At 45.2% G+C, this 22,182-nt stretch carries 21 protein-coding genes and 1 pseudogene; 9 read left to right on the top strand and 13 right to left on the bottom strand.

The features are described from left to right. The 6 genes and pseudogenes from AC06MN_RS08845 to AC06MN_RS08820 all read left to right on the top strand — a co-directional run. A pseudogene (locus AC06MN_RS08845) lies at window positions 1-225 on the top strand (hypothetical protein); the annotation flags it as partial. 24 nt (window positions 226-249) lie between these two features. Next, window positions 250-720, top strand: coding sequence for a hypothetical protein (locus AC06MN_RS08840; RefSeq protein ID WP_475672005.1), 471 nt, complete (start codon window positions 250-252; stop codon window positions 718-720). A 107-nt stretch (window positions 721-827) separates the two neighbouring features. Continuing rightward, window positions 828-1,556, top strand: coding sequence for a hypothetical protein (locus AC06MN_RS08835; RefSeq protein ID WP_475672004.1), 729 nt, complete (start codon window positions 828-830; stop codon window positions 1,554-1,556). Then, the gene (locus tag AC06MN_RS08830) at window positions 1,553-1,963 is read left to right on the top strand and encodes a hypothetical protein (RefSeq protein ID WP_475672003.1); all 411 of its coding nucleotides are present in this window, start codon (window positions 1,553-1,555) and stop codon (window positions 1,961-1,963) included. Before AC06MN_RS08835 ends, AC06MN_RS08830 begins: the two co-directional genes overlap by 4 nt. A gap of 153 nt (window positions 1,964-2,116) precedes the next feature. Further along, complete coding sequence (locus tag AC06MN_RS08825) at window positions 2,117-2,815, top strand: hypothetical protein (protein WP_475672002.1); 699 nt, start codon at window positions 2,117-2,119, stop codon at window positions 2,813-2,815. 5 nt (window positions 2,816-2,820) lie between these two features. Further along, window positions 2,821-3,414 (top strand): hypothetical protein, encoded by a 594-nt coding sequence (locus AC06MN_RS08820; RefSeq protein WP_475672001.1) that lies wholly within the window; start codon window positions 2,821-2,823, stop codon window positions 3,412-3,414. Window positions 3,415-3,519: 105 nt separating this feature from the next. Here AC06MN_RS08820 and AC06MN_RS08815 read toward each other — a convergent pair whose 3' ends face one another. From AC06MN_RS08815 to trmD, 7 genes are all read right to left on the bottom strand, one after another. Beyond that, a complete protein-coding gene (locus tag AC06MN_RS08815; protein ID WP_475672000.1) occupies window positions 3,520-4,419 on the bottom strand; it encodes an alpha/beta hydrolase fold domain-containing protein in 900 nt (299 codons plus the stop codon). Continuing rightward, window positions 4,416-5,663 carry a mechanosensitive ion channel family protein gene (locus AC06MN_RS08810; RefSeq protein ID WP_475671999.1) on the bottom strand — a complete coding sequence of 416 codons (1,248 nt, stop codon included), beginning with the start codon at window positions 5,661-5,663 and terminating at the stop codon, window positions 4,416-4,418. Before AC06MN_RS08810 ends, AC06MN_RS08815 begins: the two co-directional genes overlap by 4 nt. A 2-nt stretch (window positions 5,664-5,665) precedes the next feature. Then, window positions 5,666-6,001 (bottom strand): translation initiation factor, encoded by a 336-nt coding sequence (locus AC06MN_RS08805; RefSeq protein WP_475671998.1) that lies wholly within the window; start codon window positions 5,999-6,001, stop codon window positions 5,666-5,668. Beyond that, complete coding sequence (locus AC06MN_RS08800) at window positions 5,998-6,825, bottom strand: diacylglycerol/lipid kinase family protein (protein ID WP_475671997.1); 828 nt, start codon at window positions 6,823-6,825, stop codon at window positions 5,998-6,000. Before AC06MN_RS08800 ends, AC06MN_RS08805 begins: the two co-directional genes overlap by 4 nt. Then, window positions 6,800-8,812 carry an LTA synthase family protein gene (locus AC06MN_RS08795; protein ID WP_475671996.1) on the bottom strand — a complete coding sequence of 671 codons (2,013 nt, stop codon included), beginning with the start codon at window positions 8,810-8,812 and terminating at the stop codon, window positions 6,800-6,802. Before AC06MN_RS08795 ends, AC06MN_RS08800 begins: the two co-directional genes overlap by 26 nt. Window positions 8,813-9,295: 483 nt before the next feature. Next, window positions 9,296-9,652, bottom strand: a complete 357-nt coding sequence (gene rplS, locus AC06MN_RS08790; RefSeq protein ID WP_475671995.1) for a 50S ribosomal protein L19 — start codon at window positions 9,650-9,652, stop codon at window positions 9,296-9,298. Window positions 9,653-9,722: 70 nt separating this feature from the next. Beyond that, on the bottom strand, window positions 9,723-10,418 hold the full coding sequence (gene trmD / locus AC06MN_RS08785) for a tRNA (guanosine(37)-N1)-methyltransferase TrmD (protein ID WP_475671994.1): 696 nt from the start codon (window positions 10,416-10,418) through the stop codon (window positions 9,723-9,725). Between the two features lie 291 nt (window positions 10,419-10,709). Here trmD and AC06MN_RS08780 point away from each other — a divergent pair, with 291 nt between their 5' ends. Beyond that, window positions 10,710-12,356, top strand: coding sequence for a S8 family serine peptidase (locus AC06MN_RS08780; protein WP_475671993.1), 1,647 nt, complete (start codon window positions 10,710-10,712; stop codon window positions 12,354-12,356). 201 nt (window positions 12,357-12,557) lie between these two features. On the opposite strand, the gene rsgA is transcribed toward AC06MN_RS08780, so the two are convergent. From rsgA to lepA, 4 genes are all read right to left on the bottom strand, one after another. After that, on the bottom strand, window positions 12,558-13,496 hold the full coding sequence (gene rsgA, locus AC06MN_RS08775; RefSeq protein ID WP_475671992.1) for a ribosome small subunit-dependent GTPase A: 939 nt from the start codon (window positions 13,494-13,496) through the stop codon (window positions 12,558-12,560). Between the two features lie 72 nt (window positions 13,497-13,568). Continuing rightward, entirely contained in the window at window positions 13,569-13,883 is a 315-nt protein-coding gene (locus AC06MN_RS08770; protein ID WP_475671991.1) for a hypothetical protein, read from the bottom strand. 322 nt (window positions 13,884-14,205) lie between these two features. Continuing rightward, a complete protein-coding gene (gene dprA, locus AC06MN_RS08765) occupies window positions 14,206-15,342 on the bottom strand; it encodes a DNA-processing protein DprA (RefSeq protein ID WP_475671990.1) in 1,137 nt (378 codons plus the stop codon). A 216-nt stretch (window positions 15,343-15,558) separates the two neighbouring features. After that, the gene (lepA, locus tag AC06MN_RS08760) at window positions 15,559-17,346 is read right to left on the bottom strand and encodes a translation elongation factor 4 (RefSeq protein ID WP_475671989.1); all 1,788 of its coding nucleotides are present in this window, start codon (window positions 17,344-17,346) and stop codon (window positions 15,559-15,561) included. A 115-nt stretch (window positions 17,347-17,461) separates the two neighbouring features. On the opposite strand from lepA, the gene AC06MN_RS08755 reads away from it, so the two are divergent. Together AC06MN_RS08755 and AC06MN_RS08750 are read left to right on the top strand one after the other, a co-directional pair. Further along, a complete protein-coding gene (locus tag AC06MN_RS08755; RefSeq protein WP_475671988.1) occupies window positions 17,462-18,352 on the top strand; it encodes an Rpn family recombination-promoting nuclease/putative transposase in 891 nt (296 codons plus the stop codon). Between the two features lie 42 nt (window positions 18,353-18,394). Beyond that, entirely contained in the window at window positions 18,395-18,868 is a 474-nt protein-coding gene (locus AC06MN_RS08750; protein WP_475671987.1) for a C-GCAxxG-C-C family protein, read from the top strand. 61 nt (window positions 18,869-18,929) lie between these two features. On the opposite strand, the gene AC06MN_RS08745 is transcribed toward AC06MN_RS08750, so the two are convergent. Both AC06MN_RS08745 and AC06MN_RS08740 read right to left on the bottom strand, forming a co-directional pair. Next, the gene (locus AC06MN_RS08745; RefSeq protein WP_475671986.1) at window positions 18,930-19,283 is read right to left on the bottom strand and encodes a lipocalin family protein; all 354 of its coding nucleotides are present in this window, start codon (window positions 19,281-19,283) and stop codon (window positions 18,930-18,932) included. A gap of 97 nt (window positions 19,284-19,380) precedes the next feature. Continuing rightward, window positions 19,381-22,143, bottom strand: a complete 2,763-nt coding sequence (locus tag AC06MN_RS08740) for a calcium-translocating P-type ATPase, PMCA-type (protein WP_475671985.1) — start codon at window positions 22,141-22,143, stop codon at window positions 19,381-19,383. Between the last annotated feature and the right edge of the window lie 39 nt (window positions 22,144-22,182).

Here is a 22,182-nt window from a genome sequence, read left to right as displayed (position 1 = left end):
ACTCCCAAACATGGGAGCTGGCTGGACATCGCTGAAATTGAACTTTCAGCCCTGGGAAACCAGTGCCTGTCGAAAAGGCGCATAGACAGCATTGAAAAGTTGAATGAAGAGATTGCTTCTTGGAATACCGAGAGGAACGCCGCTCAAAAGAGCGTCAATTGGCAGTTTAAGACTGTCGATGCCCGAATCAAACTGAAACATCTCTACCCTATATTGAACTTTTAAGTGTTACAAAATAGTAGTCTTAATTTGTACGAATTAAAAGAGCCAGTGCTTTTTGATAATTACACCCAAGATGTTTATCGTTTCACGTGGTTTATCAATAATGCTGTTCACCATGAATACGAACCGTATAGCATTCGCATTGAGCCTGATGAAATTGGGGGTGCCATAATGTATTTTAGTTATCGTCTATGGGATTATTGCGAAGAATACCCAATCTATTGTGACATTATTCCAATAGACAAGGAAGTGTATCAGAAATTTGCTGAAATGATTGATAGGATTGGTCTTGTTGATAAACCTTCGATTGTTGATGAAGAGGATTGTTTTGAAGGACAATATTTAAACATCCTCGAAGCCAACGTTGACGGCCAATACCACGTCATCTTCCGAGGCGAAGGCGAAGACCCTGCCTTGGACGAGCTTCAGAAGTTCCTTTGGAGCCTAACGGGGCTTGGCGAGAACAAGATCGTCCACAAGAAGCAGAGGATAGAATGAGTTTTCTGTTTTCGGGGCGGCAGCCGCCGCCCCGATAAAACTTTTCCAACTTATCCATTCCAAACTTTTCGCTACTTTAGCGGCTTGAAACGCAACACATACGACCCATGCCGGAAAACTACACATACCACATTGCTTGTAGCGGCCTTGCCGCCTCCGGCGCGGTAAGCTCCGCCATAAGTTCGGTGACCGTTGGCATGTGTAAGGCGAAGATAATTTCCGAAGATTGGGCAGTACCAGCCACCATAGCCGCAGGCAGCCTCTCGGGAGGCGTTACCTCCACCATGGCCGGCGGCAGCTTCTGGGACGGCGTGTGCAACGGTCTCATTAGCTCAGGGCTGAACCATGCTATGCATCTGGTGGCGGAAGGTTTGTCGCCTGATGACCCGCCGGGAAGTAAAAAGACTCAGGCCGAACAACGGGATTATGTCCGCTTAGAAGGCAAAAAGTATTTTTGGCAGTTGAAGCACCATTATTTGGAAGGTGAAGGAAAAGATGTGTTTTTGACAGAAGATCAATTTAGGGATATCGTCAGCCATGGTAAGATTGATTATAAAAATGCTGAATTGGGAGAAGATGGATATTACGCAACGGAAATTAATCTTTATGATACAAATGATGATTTGAGGTATTCTTTTGGCAAAGCTACAATTAAATATAGAATTGATGATGCTGGAAAACTTCATTTTTCGGGATTTATGGATAAATATGATTTCGATTCCAAGCCTTGGGGTAGCAGAAGTGCTAGTGCAGAGATAATCACTAGAACATATAACGTAATAACTAATGGAAATGGTTTTAACATCTATTATAACAAACATTTATTTGTGAAATGAAAAAAATAGTGTATATTCTGCTTATTATAGTTTGCTCTTCTTGTGTTAGACGGACACCTGAAAATTTGTTGAAAATCCAATTTGGAATAGATTTGTCTTCATCTGAATATACGGTTGATTCATTTGATGACGAATGGGATCCCACTGGTGATGGTGAATGTCGCATTGTTTATTCTTTTACAAGAATTTCTCAAAATGTTGTTGATGAGCTAATAGAAAAAGGTGCTTTGCCATTTCCTATTCCAGATACTATTCCTAAAGGGTTTCGTTTGGAAAACAGATTTGTGTCAGGTGAACACAAGGGCTATTATCTTTATGTAGAAGATGAGGGAAATCCTTATTCATTTAGTTATTTCGTTCTTGATCTGGACGATAAACAAGCTGTATTGCATTACAGATATTTGTAGTTTGCTATATTTCGGGGCGGCATTCGCCGCCCCGAAAACTTTTCATGTAAGCGCAGCGCAGCAGGAAAACCCATTTATGAAAGATTCTTGTCAGATTTATGTCCAAAGAAAAGAAAATCTTTCTATTTTAGCGCACTGGAAAAGAGCAGAAGCATGAGCAACAAGCCGAACATAACTTACGTTTTAAGCATTTCATGGTTGCCGTTGGCAGAGCCTTGGCGCATAACCACCACTATAGCCGCAGGCGGCCTTTCGGGCGGTGTCGCCTCCAGCATGGCCGACGGCGACTTCTTGGACGGCCTGTGCAACGGGCTTATCTCCTCCGGACTGAACCATGCGATGCATCTGGTGGCGGAAAATACAATACCAGAAAATCCTCCAAAAGATGCAAAAATACATACTGGGAAAAATTTGCTTGCAAAATCATGGTGGCATTACCAATTTGGAGGAGGAGAAGATTTTTGGGTGGATTCGTCCACGTTGGATTTGGATTATATTTCATATAGTGATCTTAACGACAATCCAGATGGAACATATTGGGTTAATCTTTTCGACCATAGCAAGACGGATCAGTCAGCATTGTCTCTTGGTAAAATCACGTTGACTCCCGTAGGGGACAATCAATATGAGATAAAGGCAGATAGGTATGATTTCAATATGGAATGGAATCAAGGGACGACCATGAGAAATGTTGGAACTGCAATTTCTGGGTTCCTTCACGGTCCTGTCATTGACAATAATCCTATTCCTACACATTGGATGGGAGGCATGCCTTGTTACGCCCAACCATCCGTATATTTCGGAGGCCCTTTTGAAATACGCTTCACCAAATCTGTTTACATAAAGCCATGAGAAAAATGAAACGTCTGATATATTTAATTCTTTTTTTTGTATGTTTTCTTACCTCATGTATTTGGGATAGATCAACAGATGTGCTAGTTTGTGAACAAGGCGCCGAAGGGTTTGATGAAATTATATTGTTAAACGGCGATACCATGTTTGCGAAGCCTTATCCTGATGGAACGGGATATTGGCCGTCAAGGCGTGGTAAATTTTACAGTTTTCATGAGGAAACAGACAGCAAGGAACCTTTTTTTGTTACAGAAGATGGCACTATAATTTCCGGACATGTTGATGACTGGATCCATGACTCTGTATTTGTTTTGGCAGACAGAAAACCGTTAGATAGTATTTTTGGCCATTGTCAACACGTCCCCTTACCATTCGACAGCACATCATTTTATTGGGGCAGGCCAAAAGAACCTAATAATTATAATGACGTATGGAATATGTTATTAGAAAGCCCCATTCACGATTTTTGGATAATAAATCAAAACACATCCGATGTCTATGGCCCAATGTCTTTTGAGCAATATCTTGCGAAGAAAAAAGAATTGGGAGTTCCTGAAAAACTTCAACTGAAATACGAAAAGGAGAGGCTGAAAGAATGAATGCTTCGTTTTTCGGGGCGGCAACTGCCGCCCCGAACTTTTTCCCGCAAGCGCAAGCGCAGCAGGAAAACCCATTTATGAAAGATTCATGTCAGATTTATGTCTCTACAATACAATTCCAACGATTTTCTTCAAGGCATCGAACCCTTCGGGAATCGGGAAGAGCGGGAAGGTGTGGAACATGCCTTCGTATTCGAAGTAATCGTATGGTGCGCCCAAGGAGGCCAATTTTTCCTTTAGCGCAACGGAATCGAGATAAAGGATTTCGTGCGTCCCGACAAAAATAGAGATGCGCCCTAATCCGTTCAGGTCGCCGAATATCGGGCTGACCCAGTAATTGTCGGCGGGCAGGTCGTCGCGCCAGAGGTCGGTCAGAATCTTCACGCGGTCGAGTTTCAGCATCGGGTCGATCGGTTCGTAGGCTTTCATCTCCGCTTCGCGCAAATAGGTCAGGTCGAGGCTGGGGGAGAGCAGGACGATGTTGTCGGCTTTTCGGAAGCCGTTTTCCTTGAAAAGTTCTGCATGAAGCAAGGCAAAGGCCCCGCCGACCGAATCACCCATGAGAATGATTTGGTCAACATCGTGGTTCTGAATGCAATCGCGGTAAAAATGCAATAATTGCGTGTTGGAAAACTGGCAATGATAATCGGGCGATTTCGGGTAAATGGACATCACGACGCGGCAATGTAGACGCAGCGACAAGTCGTGAATGAAACGCCAGTGGAAGAAAACGGGCTGGTAGATGCAGGCACCGCCATGGTAATAAAGCACCAGCTTCCGCGAATCGGAATAGGGCTTCGTGCAGAAATACTGCATGTCGTAACCATCGCCGTGATAGATACCTTCGGAGAAGTAATCCCTGAAATTTCGCGGAACGCGCACGGGATGAGCGTTCTGGCGGCGGCAGTGCTCGATTTCGTCCCGGACTTGTTCTTCATCGGCATCACGCAGCTGACCGAACATCAGCTTGATGTAGCGTTTTGTAAATTCTTTTCCTGGATTCATGCTTTGTTTGTGTTTGACGATGACCTTTGGTAGATTTTCAGGTCGAACATCGGAACGGCGGCCATGATATGGTCGAAAAGGTCGCTTTGTATGTTTTCGTAATCGACCCAAGCCTTTTTGTTGCTGAAAACGTAAATCTGAATTGGAACGCCATATTCTGTGGGTTGCAATTGTCTCACAATCATGGTCATATCGTGGTTGATGTTTGGATTGTGGTTGATGTATTCGCGCAGGTAAGCCCTGAAAATGCCGAGGTTGGTTTGCTGTCTTCCGTTGATGATTTGGCTTGTGTCGATGCGGTTGGCTTCGTTGTATTCGAGGATTTCTTTTTCGCGTGCTTCGAGGTAAGGGGCTATGAGTGAGTATTTTTTGTATTTCTCAATCATCTCGGGCGTGCAGAACTTGATGGTGTTGATGTCGATGTTGATGCTGCGTTTGATTTGTCGTCCGTCGCTTTCCGACATGCCGCGCCAGTTGGTGAACTGGTTGGTGACCATGGTGCTGGTCGGGATTGTGGTGATGGTGTTGTCCCAGTTTTGGACTTTCACCGTCGTGAGGTTGATTTCAAGGACATTGCCGTCGGCATTGCCCATGACAATCCAATCGCCGATGCGAAGCATGTCGTTTGACATCATCTGTATGGTTCCGACAAAGCCCAATATCGGACTTTGGAAAACCAGCATCAGGACAGCCGACAAAGTGCCTAATCCGATGACAATCGTCTTGATGTCCTTGCCCAAAAGGATGGCAATCACGAGCAGTACGCAAATGATGTAAAGAATGATTTTCAGGACCTGGACAAGGCTTTTGATGGGTTTCGCCTTGGCTTTTGAGCCGTTGAAAGTGTTGTAGAAATCGGCTCCTGTATTCACCAAGGCATCGAGGACAAGGGTGTAGATGATGACTTCGTAGATGCGGAACAGATAAAGAAAACCGTTTAATGTCAAGTGAAAATCAGGAAGGCAGTCGATGCCGAAATGCTTGATCAGAATGGCGGGAATGAGCAGGCAGAAACGGAGCAGAATCTTGCTGTCTATCAGCAGGTCATCGTATTTTGAACTGGATTTCTTAATGATTTTGTAGACTGTTTTCTTGATGAATAATCGGGCACCAAACGTAAGTAAAACGCTTAGAGCGAGCAAAGAAACAAAAGCTAATCCTTCGGCGATGGCAAGTGATGCGTCAGCACTAAAATGGAAATGTGTACCGATTGACTTTAGTATTTCGATGTATTTTTCAATCATGGTTATCCACTGATTTTTGTTTTTGTAAATCCTTTCTGAATCAAAATGTTGATTATCCTTTCCCTGAAATCGCCCTGAATGATGATTTCGCCGTCTTTCACGCTGCCGCCCACGCCGCAGGCTGTTTTCAGTTCCTTGCCCAACGCTGCCAAATCGAAATCAGAGCCTTGAAAACCAGTCACTAAAGTAACTTTTTTGCCGGCGCGTTGTTTTTTGTCGAGCATGACGCGCAGGTTTTGCTTGGCAGGTTCCAAGGTGATGGTTTCTTCTTCCTCATCGAAGACGAAATCGGGATTGGTGGAGTAGACTATGCCGTCCTTGTTGGCTTTATGTTTCATGCTATAATGTTGAGGCTAAATGGTTTAACGATTATTTCAAGGTCTTTTTCCGTCATGATGGATTCGCCGTCAATATTGATGACTTCGGCCTTTTCCCTGATGATTTTGGCTTCTGAAGTCTGGTAAATGTCGACTTTCGGTGCTTTGTCCATCTTTTTGTCAATCATGAAGCCGCCCATGATGGGAAGTTCCAATGGATTGGGCTTGCGCACGACGCAAAGGTCGACTTTGCCGTCTTGCAGACTGGCGTGAGGCGAAATCGGGATGTTGTAGCCTTGCTCGTTGGAGTTGGCAAACGAAATGAACATGGCTTTTGTCTGGATGGTCTGCTCTGGCATGATGATGGTGTAGTTCTGCTCGCGGTAGGTGATGTAATTCCTGATGATATATTTAAAATAAGTGTCGAAACCACGTCGAGGGTCGTTGGCGTAATCTTCGGCAATCTTTGCGTCGAATCCGGTTCCCGCAATGCTGATGAAAGGAATGCCGTTTACCGTCACGGTGTCAACCTTGTGCCTTTGGCCTTCATTGAGAACCTTGATGGCTTTCACTGCATTTAATGGTAAATCAACGTGATGCGAAAATCCATTGCCCGAACCGCATGGAATGATGCCCAAGGCGACATCGGTTCCAATCAATGGCACACCGATTTCATTGATGCTGCCATCGCCACCGGCGGCAACAACAATGTCGAATTGTTCGTCAACAGCTTCCTTGGCTAAAACTTTGGCATGGCCTGCATATTCCGAATACTTTATTTCGTAGTCGAATCGGTCTTTGTCGATGTTCTCAGCGATTTTATCTGGAAGGTTCTTCTTTCTCACTTTCCCCGATATTGGGTTGATTATGAATCGAATCCGTTGCTTGCTCATAAGTCAGTTTGTTGTTTATCATTCGGTTGTTGTACGATTGCAATTGTTCTTGCAGTTTTAGATGAAGGTCGGGACATTGGATGTGGCCGATGATGTTGTTCTCCACGTTCTTGTCTTGGTCAAGATTGAAAACGCCAACTGCCTGTTGCCCGTCCGATTGAATCAGATAATGCCCATCGCTGAATTGATAGGTCTGGTTGATGAAAGTAATCCATGCGGGTTGTTGCAAGGTGTCGAAAAGGTTGCGGCCAAAGCTGAAAATGGTGTCGGTCACGGTAAGTGCCGATAAGATGCTTGCGCCAATGTCGGTTTGCTGGGCCATTTCGTCGGTGCGGTTTGGCGCAATTTTGCCTGGATAGTAAAATGCAATCGGGACGGCATACATGCCCCAAACGCTATTGAAGGCGTCGTCGTAATGTTCGGTGTTGGCATGATCGGCGGTGATGACGAACAGGGTGTTGTCATACCATTCTTTCGTGGCTGCGGTCTTGAAGAAATCGCGAAGGGCGCTGTCGGTGTAATAGACGGTCTTTTCAAAGCTGCTCCAGTTGTAAACGTCTGAAGGTAAGACAAAACCAGCTGGCAGATTGAAAGGATGATGCGACGAAAGCGTGTAGACGATGGCAGCAAATGGCTGTGAAATCGTGTCTAAATTGTTGGCGAAGTATTGAAGGAAAGGTCCGTCGAAAATGCCCCATTTGTTGTCGTAGTCGGCATCGTTGTCATATTCGGTTCTGCCATAATAATGGTCAAAACCAACATGTTGTGAGAAAACGTCGAAATTCATGGTGCCGTTGTTTCCGCCGTGGAAAATCGAGGTCTGGTAACCATGCGCTTTCAGGTTGTCACCGAAACCATGCAAATCGTTTCCGAAATAGGAAGAAGTGGGGAAGTCGACTTCCATCAGCGAAGGCAAGCCTGAAAGGATGCTTGGCAGCGACTCGATGGAACGGCGTCCGTTGGCGCGTCCGTCGAATGTGAGGCTTTGTTGCAGCAGCGAATCCAAGAATGGTGTGAGGTGGTTGGCATGATCCGGATTATAGTAGCCAATCATCTCCTGACCGAAACTTTCAAGAATGATAAGCACCACATTGTCGGGAATGGAGTCGTTTTCATTGTCAGGCGTGATAAATCGTGTCGGTGCGTTGATGCCGATGATGGGTTCGTAAGTCGAATTTTCAACGAGATGAAGCTCCTGAAGCGTTTGGCTTTTGCCGCCTTTGGCGATGGTGAAAGGTGTGTTAAGTACAATCGGAACATGATGAGGCTCAGTATATTGCAGCGCATCAATCATTTTGAGCGGTTTCTTTTGTGTTCCGCCACGGCAGCCCATAACGGTCAGCGGAGCCATAATGAGTAGACTGGCACATTGCCATATAATCCAACCTTTTTTGCTCGTGTTTTCGTCTTTTCTTATTCTCGTGATTTTTGAAATGACAATGATGAGCATGATGGATAAGATGCTGAAAAGCACCATATACCAGTAATCGATGGCCAATTGCCCGATGATGCCACTGATGTTTTCGTCCTTGTCGCCGAAAAACTGAAACAGCTCGGAGGTCATGCGCTTGCCGATGAAGCGGAAATAGATGCTGTCGACAAGGTTGAGTGTGACGGCTACGCTGTTGACAAAAACATAGTATATGTCGATGATTAACTGTGGTTTACGATTGCTTATCCATGAAAAAGGAAGCGTGTAGTACAGTATGACGGGAATGTTCAGGTAGGCGAGGACAATCAGGTCGAAACGTAAGCCGCATCCGTAGAGTCGGAGCGATTCAAAGAGGTGAAGGTTGGGGAAAAACGATGTGTTGAGCAAATAAAGCATCCAGCGGCAGAAACTGAATAGCAGCAGGACTGCGGCAAGGCGGTAAATAAGCAGCATGACTGGTTTTTTGTACCAGTTGTATCCTTTTTTCTTCTTTGTGTAATAACTCATGGCTTTTGTGATAATTAAAAAATAACCAGTAACGAAAACAACTGTTTTTTCGCTTCGCTGAACAAATTATCGAAAATTATAGTCGTCTGTATATCAGTTTAATTTATGGGAGTTTGTGTTTGTAAAAACGATATTGATATGTATTAGAATTATCTCAATTTAAGTGCTTGTTCAAATTTAGTTTACATTTTGAATTTTGGGTTATGGGTTATTCGGACGCTTAGACATTTGGACATTTAGACATTTGGACACTTAGACATTTGGACGCTTTGGGCATTTGTACAATTTACTGACTGATAACTGATAACCGACAACTGATAATTGAAAACCGATAACCTATTTGTGTTGCAGTTTAATTTTGACCACTTGCTTATTATTTTATTGTTACTTAATATGTGGGGGCAAAAATAGGCTATTTTTTCAAAAAAAACAAGCCCCGATTTTTCGGGGCTTGTTTTTGTGTTGATGAATTGTGAGAACCAATTAGCGGCGTGCTTCCTTGATTCTGGCTTTCTTACCACGGAGACCTCTGAGGTAATAGATACGTGCTCTGCGGACAACGCCTTCCTTGTTCAGCTCGATGTTCTCAATCATAGGTGTAGCGATTGGGAAGCATCTTTCAACGCCGATACCGTTGGCGGCAATCTTACGAACCGTGAAAGTTGCAGTTTTACCGCAGCCGCTACGCTTCAAAACGATGCCTTGGAACTTCTGAAGACGGCTCTTGTCGCCTTCGACAATCTTGTAAGTTACGGTGATGGTGTCACCTGGTCTAAACTTCGGAAAATCTTTTACAGTAATCTGATCTTCAACGAATTGGATTAGTGCATTCTTGCTCATTGTATATGTATTTTGTATATTTTTCGTCCAAAAACGGGTGCAAATATACAAATTATTTGAATACAAACACTTATAAATTGCTTTTTTTGAAAATTTCGTACATTTCGGGGCGGCGTTCCTTGGTGCGTTGCAAGGCTTGTTCCAATTTCCATTCTTGGATTTTCAAGTCGTTGCCCGAAAGCAGAATTTCTGGCACATCCCAGCCTTTGTATTCGCGTGGCCGTGTGTAGACGGGCGGCGATACCAAACCGTCTTGGAATGAGTCGGATAGGGCAGAGGTCTCGTCATTCAAGGCACCGGGAATCAGTCGCACGAGGCTGTCAACCAAGACGGCTGCACCCAATTCGCCTCCCGAAAGAACGTAGTTGCCGATGGATATTTCCTTGGTAATCAGGTGCTCGCGTATGCGCTCATCGATGCCTTTGTAATGGCCGCAAAGAATGATGAGGTTTTCTTTCATTGAAAGCTGGTTGCACAATGGCTGGTTCAGCAGTTCGCCGTCGGGACTCATGTAAATCACCTCGTCGTAGTTGCGCTTGGCTTTCAATTGGCTGATGCAGTTGTCGACAGGCTCAATCATCATCACCATGCCGGCTCCGGCGGCAAAGGAATAGTCGTCCACCTTGTGGTGTTTGTCGGTGCTGTAGTCGCGCAGGTTGTGCAACCCGATTTCAACAATGCCTTTGTTGACGGCGCGTTTGATGATGGATTCGGTGAAGGGACCTTCAAACATTTCGGGAAATATGGCGATGATGTCGATACGCATGACTGAAATTTTCGGCAAAAATAATCAATAATGCTGAATTATGTGATAATTAAAAAACAACCTGTAACGATAATTGCTGTTTTTTCGCTTCGCTGATCAAATTGTCGTAAATGAAACGAAAATTATAATCACCTATGTATCAGTTTAATTTATGGTAATTCATGTTTAATTTGTGGGGATTCGTGTTTATAAAAACGATATTGATATGTGTTAGAATTGCTCAACTTTTAATTTATTGTTACTACGGATTGAAGAATAATGTATTTTTGCACCTAATTAAATAATGTAGCAATGAGAAGACTGTCTTTTTTACTCCTTTTTATAGGAATTGCATTCATGGCCAATGCACAAATTGCACCGAATTTCTATTGGATTCAGTTCACCGACAAGAATAACTCGCCTTATTCCATTGATAATCCTGAGGCCTATTTAAGCCCAAGGGCTTTGCAACGCCGTGCCAATCAAGGAATTGCAATTGATGAATACGATATTCCCGTCAATCCGCAGTATTTGCAGGCTGTGGCCGATTGTGGCGCTGAACTTGTCAATCCATCGAAATGGCTGAATGGCGTGACGGTAAGAATCACCAATCCTGATGTGCTTGAAGCTGTCAAGGCTCTTGAATTTGTTGAAACCGCAAGGGCTTGTGTCAATAATCCTGAAGCCCAGCGCATGAAAGAACGTTGGCTGGCCAAGGAAATGCAGTTTTCGCCTGTTGAGAATCCGACGCGAGGTTATTATGGCGGTGCTTATACGCAAATCAACCAGTTGAACGGCATTGCTTTGCACGATAGCGGATATCAAGGCGAGGGCATGGTCATTGCCATTTTGGACGGCGGTTTCGTTGGCGCAGATCAGCATCACGCTTTCGACAACATGAGGGATGAAGGCCGTCTGTTGGGCACGCGCGAATTTGTGTTTGGATGCACTTCGGTCTATACCCAAAGTGCGCATGGCACGGCTTGCCTCAGCACAATGGGCGGTTACGAACCGCAGACTTTTGTCGGGACGGCTCCAAAGGCTTCCTATTATCTGATTCATACAGAAGACGGCAATCAGGAAAACATTATCGAGGAATACAACTGGGTTTCGGGTGCTGAATACGCCGATAGCCTTGGTGTAGATGTGTGTTCAACTTCCTTGGGTTACATTGATTTCGACATGACTCAGTGGAGTCATCCTTTTGAACATTATGATGGCCAAACCGCTCCGATGACCATTGGCGCCAACATTGCTGCAACCCGTGGCATGGTTTGCCTGAATTCGGCTGGCAATGAAGGCGATGGTGTATGTACTTTGGGCGTTCCCGCTGATTCTGATGGCGTGCTTACGATTGGTGCAGTCGATGAAAATGGCAACCGTGCGTTTTTCAGTTCCGTCGGACCTACCTACGATGGCCGCATCAAGCCGGATGTGATGGCTATGGGATACGATACTTATGTTGCCAGTTCCGATGGCGGTTACTATCATGGAAGCGGCACTTCGTTTTCTTGCCCTGTCATGGCAGGTATGGTGACTTGTTTCTGGCAGGCATTCCCGAATGCGACGGCTGCCGAAATTCGTGATGCCGTGCGAAACTGTTCTGACCATGCTGAAAATCCAGATACTATTGAATATCAATATGGTTATGGCATTCCTGATTTTGTGAAAGGTCTGGATATTTTGCCTGTCCATGAATTGCCAAGCGAGGTTTCGGAAATCATCAGTGTTTACCCGAATCCTTCTTTTGGCAACGTGAGAGTGGCATTGAAGGAAGGTGCTGAGGCGGAACTTAGTGTTTACGATTACACCGGTCGTTTCGTTTTCGCTCGTCATTTCAACGGCTTGAATCATACCTCGTTGGAAAGCTGCCTCAATGAATTGGGTGCTGGCGTTTACTTCATCAATGTTAGTTCGGAAGTGGGCAGCCAGACAGTGAAATTGGTGAAGACAAAATGAGGAAGTCATCAGTTATTTTCTCCAAATTGATTTGAATCTGTTTTCTTTGCATAAAAAAAAGCCTTGACCATTGGTCAAGGCTTTTTCTCGTTATACAAATAAGTGACGTTTAAAAATAAGTTGTAACGTATTTCAACGTAGCAATTGTTTTCTTGTCAAACGTAAAATGCCACAAATTATTCATGAATTGATGTGAATTAACTATTCTTCTTCCGTTTTCATGGAATCGTGATCTTCGTCATTCATCATGCGGATGTAGTTGACATAACGCCAGTCGGCGATGTCGCCATTTTCGACAGCGGCTTTCACGGCGCAGCCTGGTTCGTGGGTATGCGTGCAGTTTGTGAAGCGGCATTCGCTCATCAGGTTTCGCATTTCTGGGAAACGCTGGGCAAGAGTCTCCTTCTCCAAATCGTAAAGCACAAACTCCTTAATGCCAGGCGTATCAACTATCCAGGCTCCAAAATCGAGATGGTGCATTTCGGCAAAAGTGGTCGTGTGCTTGCCCTTGTGATGCACATCGGAAATGGCACCGATTCGTACATCAAGCGAAGGATCCAAGGCCTTCACCAAAGCCGATTTACCAACGCCCGAATGACCTGAAAACAGACAGATTTTATCTTTCATCAAGGCACGCAACTCTTCGATTTGGAAACCCGTTTTGGCCGAAACGCCAAACGAGGTGTAACCTAATTCCTGATAATATTCCATCAGCACACACATGTCTTCAATCTGCTCTTCGGAATAAAGGTCGCACTTGTTGAAAATCAATGCACAAGGAATGTGATAGGCTTCGGCTGTTACCAAAAAACGGTCGATGAAGCCCGTGGATGTGCGCGGTTCGGCAATGGTAGCGACCACAATGGCCAAATCGACATTGGAAGCAATGATATGCGATGCCTTGCTGAGATTGACCGATTTGCGGACAATCACATTGTTACGTTCCTGTATGCTTTTGATGACGCCGGTTTCCTTGCCAGGTTCCTGCTCAAAAACCACATTATCGCCCACCGCAACAGGATTCGTCGAACGCAATCCGTCCAAACGGATTTTGCCACGCAAACGACATTCCCATTGCCTACCGTTCTCATCCAGAACGATATACCAACTTCCCGTTGATTTGATTACTTTACCGAACATATATTTTTGGTTTTGTATAAGTGACTCGGATTCAATCCTTAAACCTCGTATTCCAGAAATTTGAGACCATAATTAGTCATGATGCAACAAGCTATGTTCAGCATCTACCACATGGACAAAGGCTTCCCCATCCTCAAATTCAGCTATTTCGTATGCGATATGAATATCTTCCACCACTAAATCCCGATAGCCGATGGAAATCCATGTACGATTAAAAGTGGACACAGGATGTTTATATGGAAACAAGCGGAGACTATTTATTGCTTCGTACAAACGGATAATCTTATTTGTTACCGTTGTTTCGTCTAACGAAGGGTGTAATCTTAGAGATGCATCATAAAATTGGCGCAGGCTTTGCTGGACTTGCGCTTCAATAATGACTTTCATGCTTCAGAATGGAAATGAGCCTTCACTCGGGTTATCAAGTCATCGCGTAATTCCTCAGGGGAACAGGTGTGCGAAGCCAACTCCGCTGCTAAATATACTTTGCGATGGGCTTTGACAGCATCATCTACCAGCGACTGCGCATATTCTGTTATTTGAGATTGTAGTTCCTCAACATTAATCATGCATGTAGGAGGTACTTGAACTTGAATTGGAATCATTATCGGCATCTCTTTCCTTTTTAGAATTTGCGCAAAATTACTGCTATTTTTTTGATACAAACAAAATTATTTGCAGAAAATCGCCCGATTAAATTCCTCAAATCTTAAATTCCCCTCTGATACCTTTTCCCCGGCATTGCCATCAGCACGCCATCGAATTCCAGATTCAACAATAATGAGGCGATTTTCGTTGTCGGCAATTCCGTCTTCACGATGATATCGTCCAGACTGACAATACTGCTGTCGCCGAAACAATCCATAATCATTTTTTCCTCATCAGTGAACTCACGGAAAATCGAGGTCTGACGCTCTTCTGCTTTTTGCGGCACATCCCAACGCATCACATAACGCAGATTGGTGACGCTTTCCATGAGATGGGCTCGGTTGGTGCGAATCAGATAGTTACAGCCTTGGCAGAAGATGTCCATTACACGACCCGGATAGGCAAAAACATCGCGGTTATAGGTATTGGCCAAATCCGCCGTTATCAGCGAACCGCCTTTCAAGGCCGACTCAATGACGACCACGGCATCAGCCATGCCTGCAATGATGCGGTTGCGTCGCGGAAAATTCTCGCGGTCGGGTTGGGTGCCACTCATACATTCTGTCAAAATGCCGCCATTTTGCTGCATTTCCTCGGCAATCTGCTTGTTCGCTGATGGATAAACCATCTGCAAGCCGCAACCCATGACACCTACAGTCGGGATGCCGTTTTTCACCGAAGCACGATGTGCGCAAGAGTCTACGCCATAGGCCAAACCACTGACAATCATCACATCATCCTGCTTCAAGTCCTCAATCAGTTGCTGGCAGTTTTCCTTTCCGTATTCGGTGATGTTGCGCGTGCCGACAATGGCGACCACACGATTTGCGTTCAGATTGGCATTACCTTTATAATATAGCATCAGCGGACTGTCGTCGCACTGCAACAAACGGTGCGGATAGTCGGCATCGAGATAAAACAAAGGCTGTACATGGTTATCTTCGATGAAACGGATTTCCTTTTCGGCACGTGCCAACACATCTTTCTTAGAAGTGATAGCTTCAATAGTGACTTCGCGCATTCCGGAAATCTTTTCAAGTGACTTTTTCGTTTCCTTGAAAATGGCCTCGGCACTGCCGCAATAAGCGACAAATTTCTTCCCGACAATGTCGCCAACGCCAGGAAGCAAGGTCAAGGCAATTTGATAAAGCAGTTCGTTGTTCATTTCAATCAGTGATGGATAAATCTTTTTTGGCAATTATATTACATTTTCAGAAAACGCTTTTGGCTTTTAGCCTTTGGCTATTGGCTCACTTAATCATTTAACTTTGAATTATTTCCTTATTATTGAGCCAAAATGCCAGTAGCAAGAAGCCAAAAGCCAGTAGCTTTTTTTTCGTTATCAGTATATATAAATACCATGTTAATCAATGACGGGGTTATATTTTCAAAAACGGCATAAAGACCGATTAGTTTAGTCCAATTTCAGCACAGCAAGGAAAGCCGACTGCGGCACTTCCACGTTGCCGATTTGACGCATACGTTTCTTGCCAGCCTTTTGTTTTTCAAGCAGTTTGCGTTTACGCGAAACGTCACCGCCATAGCACTTCGCCGTCACATCCTTACGTACCTGACGCACGGTTTCGCGGGCAATGATTTTCGCACCGATGGCCGCCTGAATGGCAATATCGAACTGGTGTCGAGGAATCAGTTCCTTCAGTTTTTCGCACATGCGGCGACCAAAATCATAAGCATGGTCACGGTGAATGAGCGTCGACAAAGCATCGACCGATTCGCCATTCAGCATAATGTCCAATTTCACAAGATTGGCTTCCTGATAACCAGCAATATGGTAATCGAAGGATGCATAGCCTTTTGAAATGGATTTCAGTTTATCGTAAAAGTCGAACACGATTTCGCTCAACGGCATTTCGAAAGTCAGTTCCACACGGTCGGTGGAGAGATAGACCTGATTCTTCATCACGCCACGGCGCTCAATGCAAAGCGTCATAATCGGGCCGACAAAATCATTTTTCGAAATAATCTGCGCAATGATATAAGGTTCCTCGGTATGATGAATCTTAGTGATTTCGGGCAAACCGCTCGGATTGTGTACCTCGACCATATTACCATCAGTCATAAAGCACTTGAACGAGACGTTAGGCACAGTCGTGATGACATCCATATTGAACTCACGGTCAAGGCGTTCCTGCACGATTTCCATGTGCAGCAAACCCAAGAAACCGCAACGGAAACCAAAACCCAAAGCCGCTGATGATTCAGGTTCCCAAACCAAGGAAGCATCGTTCAATTGCAGTTTTTCCAACGATGCACGCAACTCTTCGTAATCGTCAGCATCGACGGGATAGATACCCGCAAACAGCATCGGCTTCACATTTTCAAAACCCGCAACCGGATCGGCGCAAGGCCTTTCGACGTGCGTGATGGTATCGCCCACCTTCACTTCCTTCGATGTCTTGATACCCGAAATGATGTAGCCGACATCGCCAGCCGAAAGATAGTCTCTCGGAACCTGTTTCAGTTGCAGCACACCGATTTCATCGGCATTGTATTCCTTGCCAGTGGCGAAGAATTTCACTAAATCGTTGGTACGCATGGTGCCGTTCATCACACGGAAATAGGCGATGATGCCACGGAACGAATTGAAAACCGAGTCGAAAATCAAGGCTTGAAGCGGCGCATCGGGGTCGCCAACGGGAGCCGGAATACGGTCGACGATGGCATCCAAGACAGCCGGAACACCTTCGCCCGTGCGGGCACTCACCTTCAGGATTTCCTCAGGTTTGCAGCCCAACATATCCACCATTTGGTCTTCCACGACATCAATCATGGCACTGTCCATGTCGATTTTGTTCATCACGGGAATAATTTCAAGGTCGTGTTCCAAAGCCAGATATAGGTTTGAAATAGTCTGTGCCTGAATGCCTTGCGTTGCATCCACCACAAGCAGTGCGCCTTCGCAAGCTGCAATGGAGCGCGACACCTCGTATGAAAAATCGACGTGGCCGGGGGTGTCAATCAAGTTAAGGATGTACTCCTGCCCGTCGCGGTTATATTTCATTTGGATGGCGTGGCTCTTGATGGTGATGCCGCGTTCGCGTTCCAAATCCATGTCGTCAAGCACCTGATTGACAAGTTCCTTGTCGCTCAGCGTGTGGGTAAGCTCAAGCAAGCGGTCGGCCAAGGTCGATTTGCCGTGGTCGATGTGAGCAATGATACAGAAATTGCGTATGTTTTTCATTTGGGTGCAAAAATACGATTTTTTCCTTTTTTCTACCTATTGTCCTGAAAAATGTATAACTTTGCATTTGAAAATTTCATCGAAACAAAATATCGTTCCAGTAAAAAACATCGCCATGATTGAACAGCAAAGAGAACGCTACATCAACCCCTATACCGATTTCGGCTTCAAGAAACTGTTCGGAACCGAGATGAACAAGGATCTGCTCATCAGCTTCCTGAACGCACTGTTCCGTGGCGAAGAAGTCGTCACCGACATCACTTTCCTGCCCAACGAGCAACTGAGCACTTTCGGAAGCCGCCGAGCCATATTCGATGTGTATTGTGAAACCGAAAAGGGCGAGAAAATCATCGTGGAAATGCAGAAAACCGAGCAGGCCTTCTTCAAAGACCGCAGCGTGTTCTACGCATCTTTTCCCATCCAGCAGCAAGGGCAGCGTGGTGCCGACTGGAACTTTGAGCTGAAAAGCGTCTACACCGTCGGAATCCTGAATTTCGTGTTTCCCGAAGACGAGTACGCAACCAATTGTTTCCATCACGAGGTGAAGCTCATGGATAAAGACGACAAGCATGTCTTTTACGACAAACTGACTTTTATTTACCTCGAAATGCCGAAGTTCGACAAGACCGAGGACGAACTTGACGGAATGCTTGACAAGTGGTTCTTCGTCCTGAAGAACCTCACACGCCTTTTCGACCGCCCCGCCGCCTTGCAGGAGCAGGTTTTCAAAAAACTCTTCGAGCAAGCCGAAATAGCCAGGTTCACGCCCGAGGAAGTTTTGGAATACGAGGACAGCGTGAAGATTTACCGCGACTTGAAGAACTCCATGGACACTTCTTTCAGCAAGGGGAAAATGGAAGGTTTAGCTGAAGGAAGAGTTGAAGGAAAAAAAGAAACAAACATTGTCAACGCACGCAAAATGAAAGCCAAAGGCTATCCTTTCGACGATATTGCCGACATTACCGGCCTGAGCAAAGAGGATATTGAACGGATATTAAGTCTATAAAAGTTAAAACAGACATTCCCTTTTGATGTTCTTACTGTAGCCATGAACTACAAAAACATTGACATAGAAGAAAGGGCAAAACAAGCGGTTGCCTATTTTAAAAGCGGATACAATTGTGCCCAATCTGTCCTTTTGGCCTACGCCGATTTATTTGAAATGGATTTGCAGACAGCTGCTCGCATCGCTGCTCCCTTTGGAGGCGGAATGGGACGCTTACGCGAAGTGTGCGGCACTGCGACCGGAATGTTTATGATTGTAGGCTTGGCCATTCCAGCCGACAATCCAACCGACATGAAAAGCAAAACGCGCAATTATGCTTTAGTCCAAAAACTTGCAGAACATTTTCGTGAAAAGAACGGAAGCATCATTTGCCGAGAACTGTTGAAGCTGAATGTCAAGCAAGAAAGCCCTCAGTCAGAAGCCCGCGCCGAAAACTATTACAAGAAACGTCCTTGCGTTGAACTGGTGCGTTTTGCCGCCACGCTCATCGGAGAAGAATTAAAGGCTTTGGAATAAACAAAAACAGCGCACCACAGAGTAACCGCAGTACGCTGACATTCAGTTTTTCTATAAGAAATCATTTTCTTACGTAAGTCACTTCATAGCCGCCCTGTTCGAGAATCAGGTGTTCGTCGGTGACTTCCTTGATATTCATTGTGTCGCAAAATTCGTGAGGATTGGTGCCCGTGTAAGCGCCTTTCAGGATAAGCTTCTCGCCCGTTTTTTCCCAGCTCTGATAGTTGTAGTAACCATTGTTTATATCTAACACTTCACCATCTTCAAGAAGCGTAAAGCCCTGTTCGTCAATGATGCTCATTTCATCTTTCGGCTGAATCCATGTGCCGATGATTTTTTTATTTCCATTATCACACGAAGTGAAAAGCAGTCCTGCAAAACAGCAGAGTGCAATCAATCTCAAATGTTTCTTCATTTTTTCATTCTTTTAATTTCAACCCGCAAAAGTAAGAATTTTTTGGCAATTGGAGTTTATCCGCTTCAAAATGTTGATTTTGGCCTTTAGTTAATGGCTAACGGCCAAAGGCAACTTTCACCAATCTTTCAATTTCTCCAGCCCAAAGGATTGCCGATGACCAAAGCACAATGCGCAGCCAGTCGCCGATTTGCAGCGGAACCACGTTGAACATCTCGCCGCCGAAAGTGACAATCAGGATTTGTCCAACCAAAATAATCAGCAAAGTGCAAATGAAACCTTTAGGCATCGATTTGGAGAAAAAGCCATGAAATGCCGAACCCTTGGAATGAAAAGCTTTGGCATTGAAGATATTCCAAAACTGCATGAAAACAAAAATGGTGAAAAACAGCGACAATTCGTAAGGCGAAAGACCTTCATTGACATGGCTGAAATTGAAGAAATTGGAGCAATAGCCTCCCAAACTGAACTGGCTCAGCGATGTGATGTCGCAATGCTTGAAATACTGGATGAAACCGAAAAGCACAATCACGAAGAAGAAGCCCACGCCAAAAATGCGACGCGCCATTGGCTTTGAAATGATGTAGTCGTTGCGTGAACGCGGTTTTTCCTTCATCACATCGTTTTCAGGCGGCAGCGAAGCCAGAGCCATGGCAGCGAAAGTATCCATAATCAGGTTGACCCACAGCATTTGCGTCACGGTCAAAGGTGACTCGGTGCCCAGCAATGCGCCTATCAGCACAATCAGGCAAGCCGCCACGTTGATGGTCATCTGGAAGAGTATAAAACGCTGAATGTTAAGATACAAGGATCGGCCCCAAGTCACGGCACGGGCGATGCTCTTGAAGGAATTGTCCAGAATGGTGATGTCGCTGGCTTCCTTGGCTACTGAGGTTCCGTCGCCCATCGAAAGACCGATTTGAGCCGTGTTCAAGGCGGGTGCATCGTTGGTGCCATCGCCCGTAACTGCCACAACCTGACCTTTTTGCTGTAAGAGTCTCACCAAACGTTCCTTGTCCATCGGGCGGGCACGCGACATGATTTTTATGTTCTCCACCCTATCCAGCAATTCCTCATCGGTCAGGAAACCGAATTCCTTGCCCGAAATATGGTTGACTTCTTCCGTGTCGGTTTCTTTCCACAAGCCAATCTGTCTGCTGATTTCCTTTGCCGTAGCTGGCGTGTCGCCCGTCACAATCTTGACGGCAATGCCAGCATCGGTGCAGTCGCTGATAGCCTCGGCCACATCGTCGCGAATCGGGTCGGAAATGGCGGCAATGCCCAAAAACGTCAGTTCGTATGAACACATTTTTTCATCATCCAGCACCTCATCGACTTCCGCATCCGTAACATACCTATAGGCAAAACCCAAAGTGCGCATGGCCTGGTTCTGATAGCCTAAAAGCTGACTTTCAATTTGTTGACGGTATTTTTCAAACGGCTGAATACCTTCTTCCGATATAATCGTCAAGCTATGTCGAATCATGATTTCAGGCGCACCTTTTACATAAAGAATGTTTTTATTCGGCACATCCGTCCTGACCACCGTAGCCATGTATTTGTGTTTCGTTGAGAATGGTAACTGTTTGACAATTTGTGCATTATCACGGATTTCAATGTAATCCACATTGTTTTTGAAAAGCCAAAGCAACAAAGCCGCTTCGGTTGGATTTCCCACACTCTTTGCCTTTTTGCCATCGGAGAAATCAAGGAAAGCCGTAGAGTTGAGTGCGATACCTTCCTTAATCAAATGGGAAATATCCGATTCATCCAACTCGTTGTTTTTCAGTCCGTAAATGATGAAATCGCGCACATGCATCTGGTTTTTGGTCAGCGTGCCGGTTTTGTCGGTACAAATGACGGTAGCGGCTCCCATAGTCTCGCAAGCGTGCATTTTACGTACCAGATTGTTAGTCTCCAACATGCGTTTCATGCTCAAGGCAAGGCTCAAGGTGACGCTCATCGGCAGGCCTTCAGGCACGGCAACCACAATCACCGTGACGGCTATCATCAAGGTGTTCAGTGTGAAACGTGCAAAATCCATCCAGTCGAATCCGGCATGGTCGCCAAAAACGAAATACATCATTAGACGCATAATGATAATCAGTCCGGCAATGATGTAACTTGCTTTTGTAATCAAATCGCCTAATCGGTCAAGTTGTTCATTCAGAGGCGTTTTTACATTGTTTTCGATTTGCGCACCGCGGTAAACCTTACCCCATTCCGTAGCATCGCCCACCTTTTCGACAACAAAAATGCCGTGCCCATCGGTGACCGTACAGCCACGGCAAACATAATTGGACGGATAGGTGGCATCTTCCTTGAATTCAGCGGGATTTGTGGTCTTTCTTGCCACAGGCTCACCGGTCAGATCCGATTCGTTCACTTGCAGCGAAATGGCTTCCATCAAGATGCCATCTGCCGGAATTTCATCGCCCGTTTCAATGATGACCGTATCGCCAACCACGACATTTTTGCGCTCAATCTGATTAATCATGCCGTTTCGCATGACGGTCACCTTGCGTTCATCGTTGGACAGATTCAGCAAATCGAATTTCTTATTCGCACTCACTTCAAAAACAAAACCGACACAAGTAGCCAGCATGACGGCCAAAAACACGCCCAAAGGTTCCAGCAAAACCGTCCAGCTTTCGCTTCCCGCAAACAGTTGATAAAGCGAAACTGCAACTGACAAACATAAAGCAATCAACAAGATACGGATTATCGGGTCTTGAAATTTTTCCAGAAACTGTCGCCACAAAGGTTCTTTTTCAGGTTCGGTCAGCACGTTGTCGCCAAACTTGCGCCGGCTCTCTTCCACCTGTTCCTGATTCAAGCCGTTTTTGTAATTTTGTTCCATAATGAATCGATTTTTACCTATCGTTTCCAATAAAAATAT

The organism is Candidatus Limimorpha sp. (assembly GCF_056203535.1).
This window is presented reverse-complemented; position numbering and strand designations above follow the sequence as displayed.

Bases quoted from the DNA above. Each gene is read 5' to 3' on its own strand.
- AC06MN_RS08835 (WP_475672004.1), top strand. From the start codon at position 828: ATGCCGGAAAACTACACATACCACATTGCTTGTAGCGGCCTTGCCGCC.
- AC06MN_RS08830 (WP_475672003.1), top strand. From the start codon at position 1,553: ATGAAAAAAATAGTGTATATTCTGCTTATTATAGTTTGCTCTTCTTGT.
- AC06MN_RS08825 (WP_475672002.1), top strand. From the start codon at position 2,117: ATGAGCAACAAGCCGAACATAACTTACGTTTTAAGCATTTCATGGTTG.
- AC06MN_RS08820 (WP_475672001.1), top strand. From the start codon at position 2,821: ATGAAACGTCTGATATATTTAATTCTTTTTTTTGTATGTTTTCTTACC.
- AC06MN_RS08815 (WP_475672000.1), bottom strand. From the start codon at position 4,419: ATGAATCCAGGAAAAGAATTTACAAAACGCTACATCAAGCTGATGTTC.
- AC06MN_RS08810 (WP_475671999.1), bottom strand. From the start codon at position 5,663: ATGATTGAAAAATACATCGAAATACTAAAGTCAATCGGTACACATTTC.
- AC06MN_RS08805 (WP_475671998.1), bottom strand. From the start codon at position 6,001: ATGAAACATAAAGCCAACAAGGACGGCATAGTCTACTCCACCAATCCC.
- AC06MN_RS08795 (WP_475671996.1), bottom strand. From the start codon at position 8,812: ATGAGTTATTACACAAAGAAGAAAAAAGGATACAACTGGTACAAAAAA.
- rplS (WP_475671995.1), bottom strand. From the start codon at position 9,652: ATGAGCAAGAATGCACTAATCCAATTCGTTGAAGATCAGATTACTGTA.
- trmD (WP_475671994.1), bottom strand. From the start codon at position 10,418: ATGCGTATCGACATCATCGCCATATTTCCCGAAATGTTTGAAGGTCCC.
- AC06MN_RS08780 (WP_475671993.1), top strand. From the start codon at position 10,710: ATGAGAAGACTGTCTTTTTTACTCCTTTTTATAGGAATTGCATTCATG.
- rsgA (WP_475671992.1), bottom strand. From the start codon at position 13,496: ATGTTCGGTAAAGTAATCAAATCAACGGGAAGTTGGTATATCGTTCTG.
- AC06MN_RS08770 (WP_475671991.1), bottom strand. From the start codon at position 13,883: ATGAAAGTCATTATTGAAGCGCAAGTCCAGCAAAGCCTGCGCCAATTT.
- lepA (WP_475671989.1), bottom strand. From the start codon at position 17,346: ATGAAAAACATACGCAATTTCTGTATCATTGCTCACATCGACCACGGC.
- AC06MN_RS08755 (WP_475671988.1), top strand. From the start codon at position 17,462: ATGATTGAACAGCAAAGAGAACGCTACATCAACCCCTATACCGATTTC.
- AC06MN_RS08750 (WP_475671987.1), top strand. From the start codon at position 18,395: ATGAACTACAAAAACATTGACATAGAAGAAAGGGCAAAACAAGCGGTT.
- AC06MN_RS08745 (WP_475671986.1), bottom strand. From the start codon at position 19,283: ATGAAGAAACATTTGAGATTGATTGCACTCTGCTGTTTTGCAGGACTG.
- AC06MN_RS08740 (WP_475671985.1), bottom strand. From the start codon at position 22,143: ATGGAACAAAATTACAAAAACGGCTTGAATCAGGAACAGGTGGAAGAG.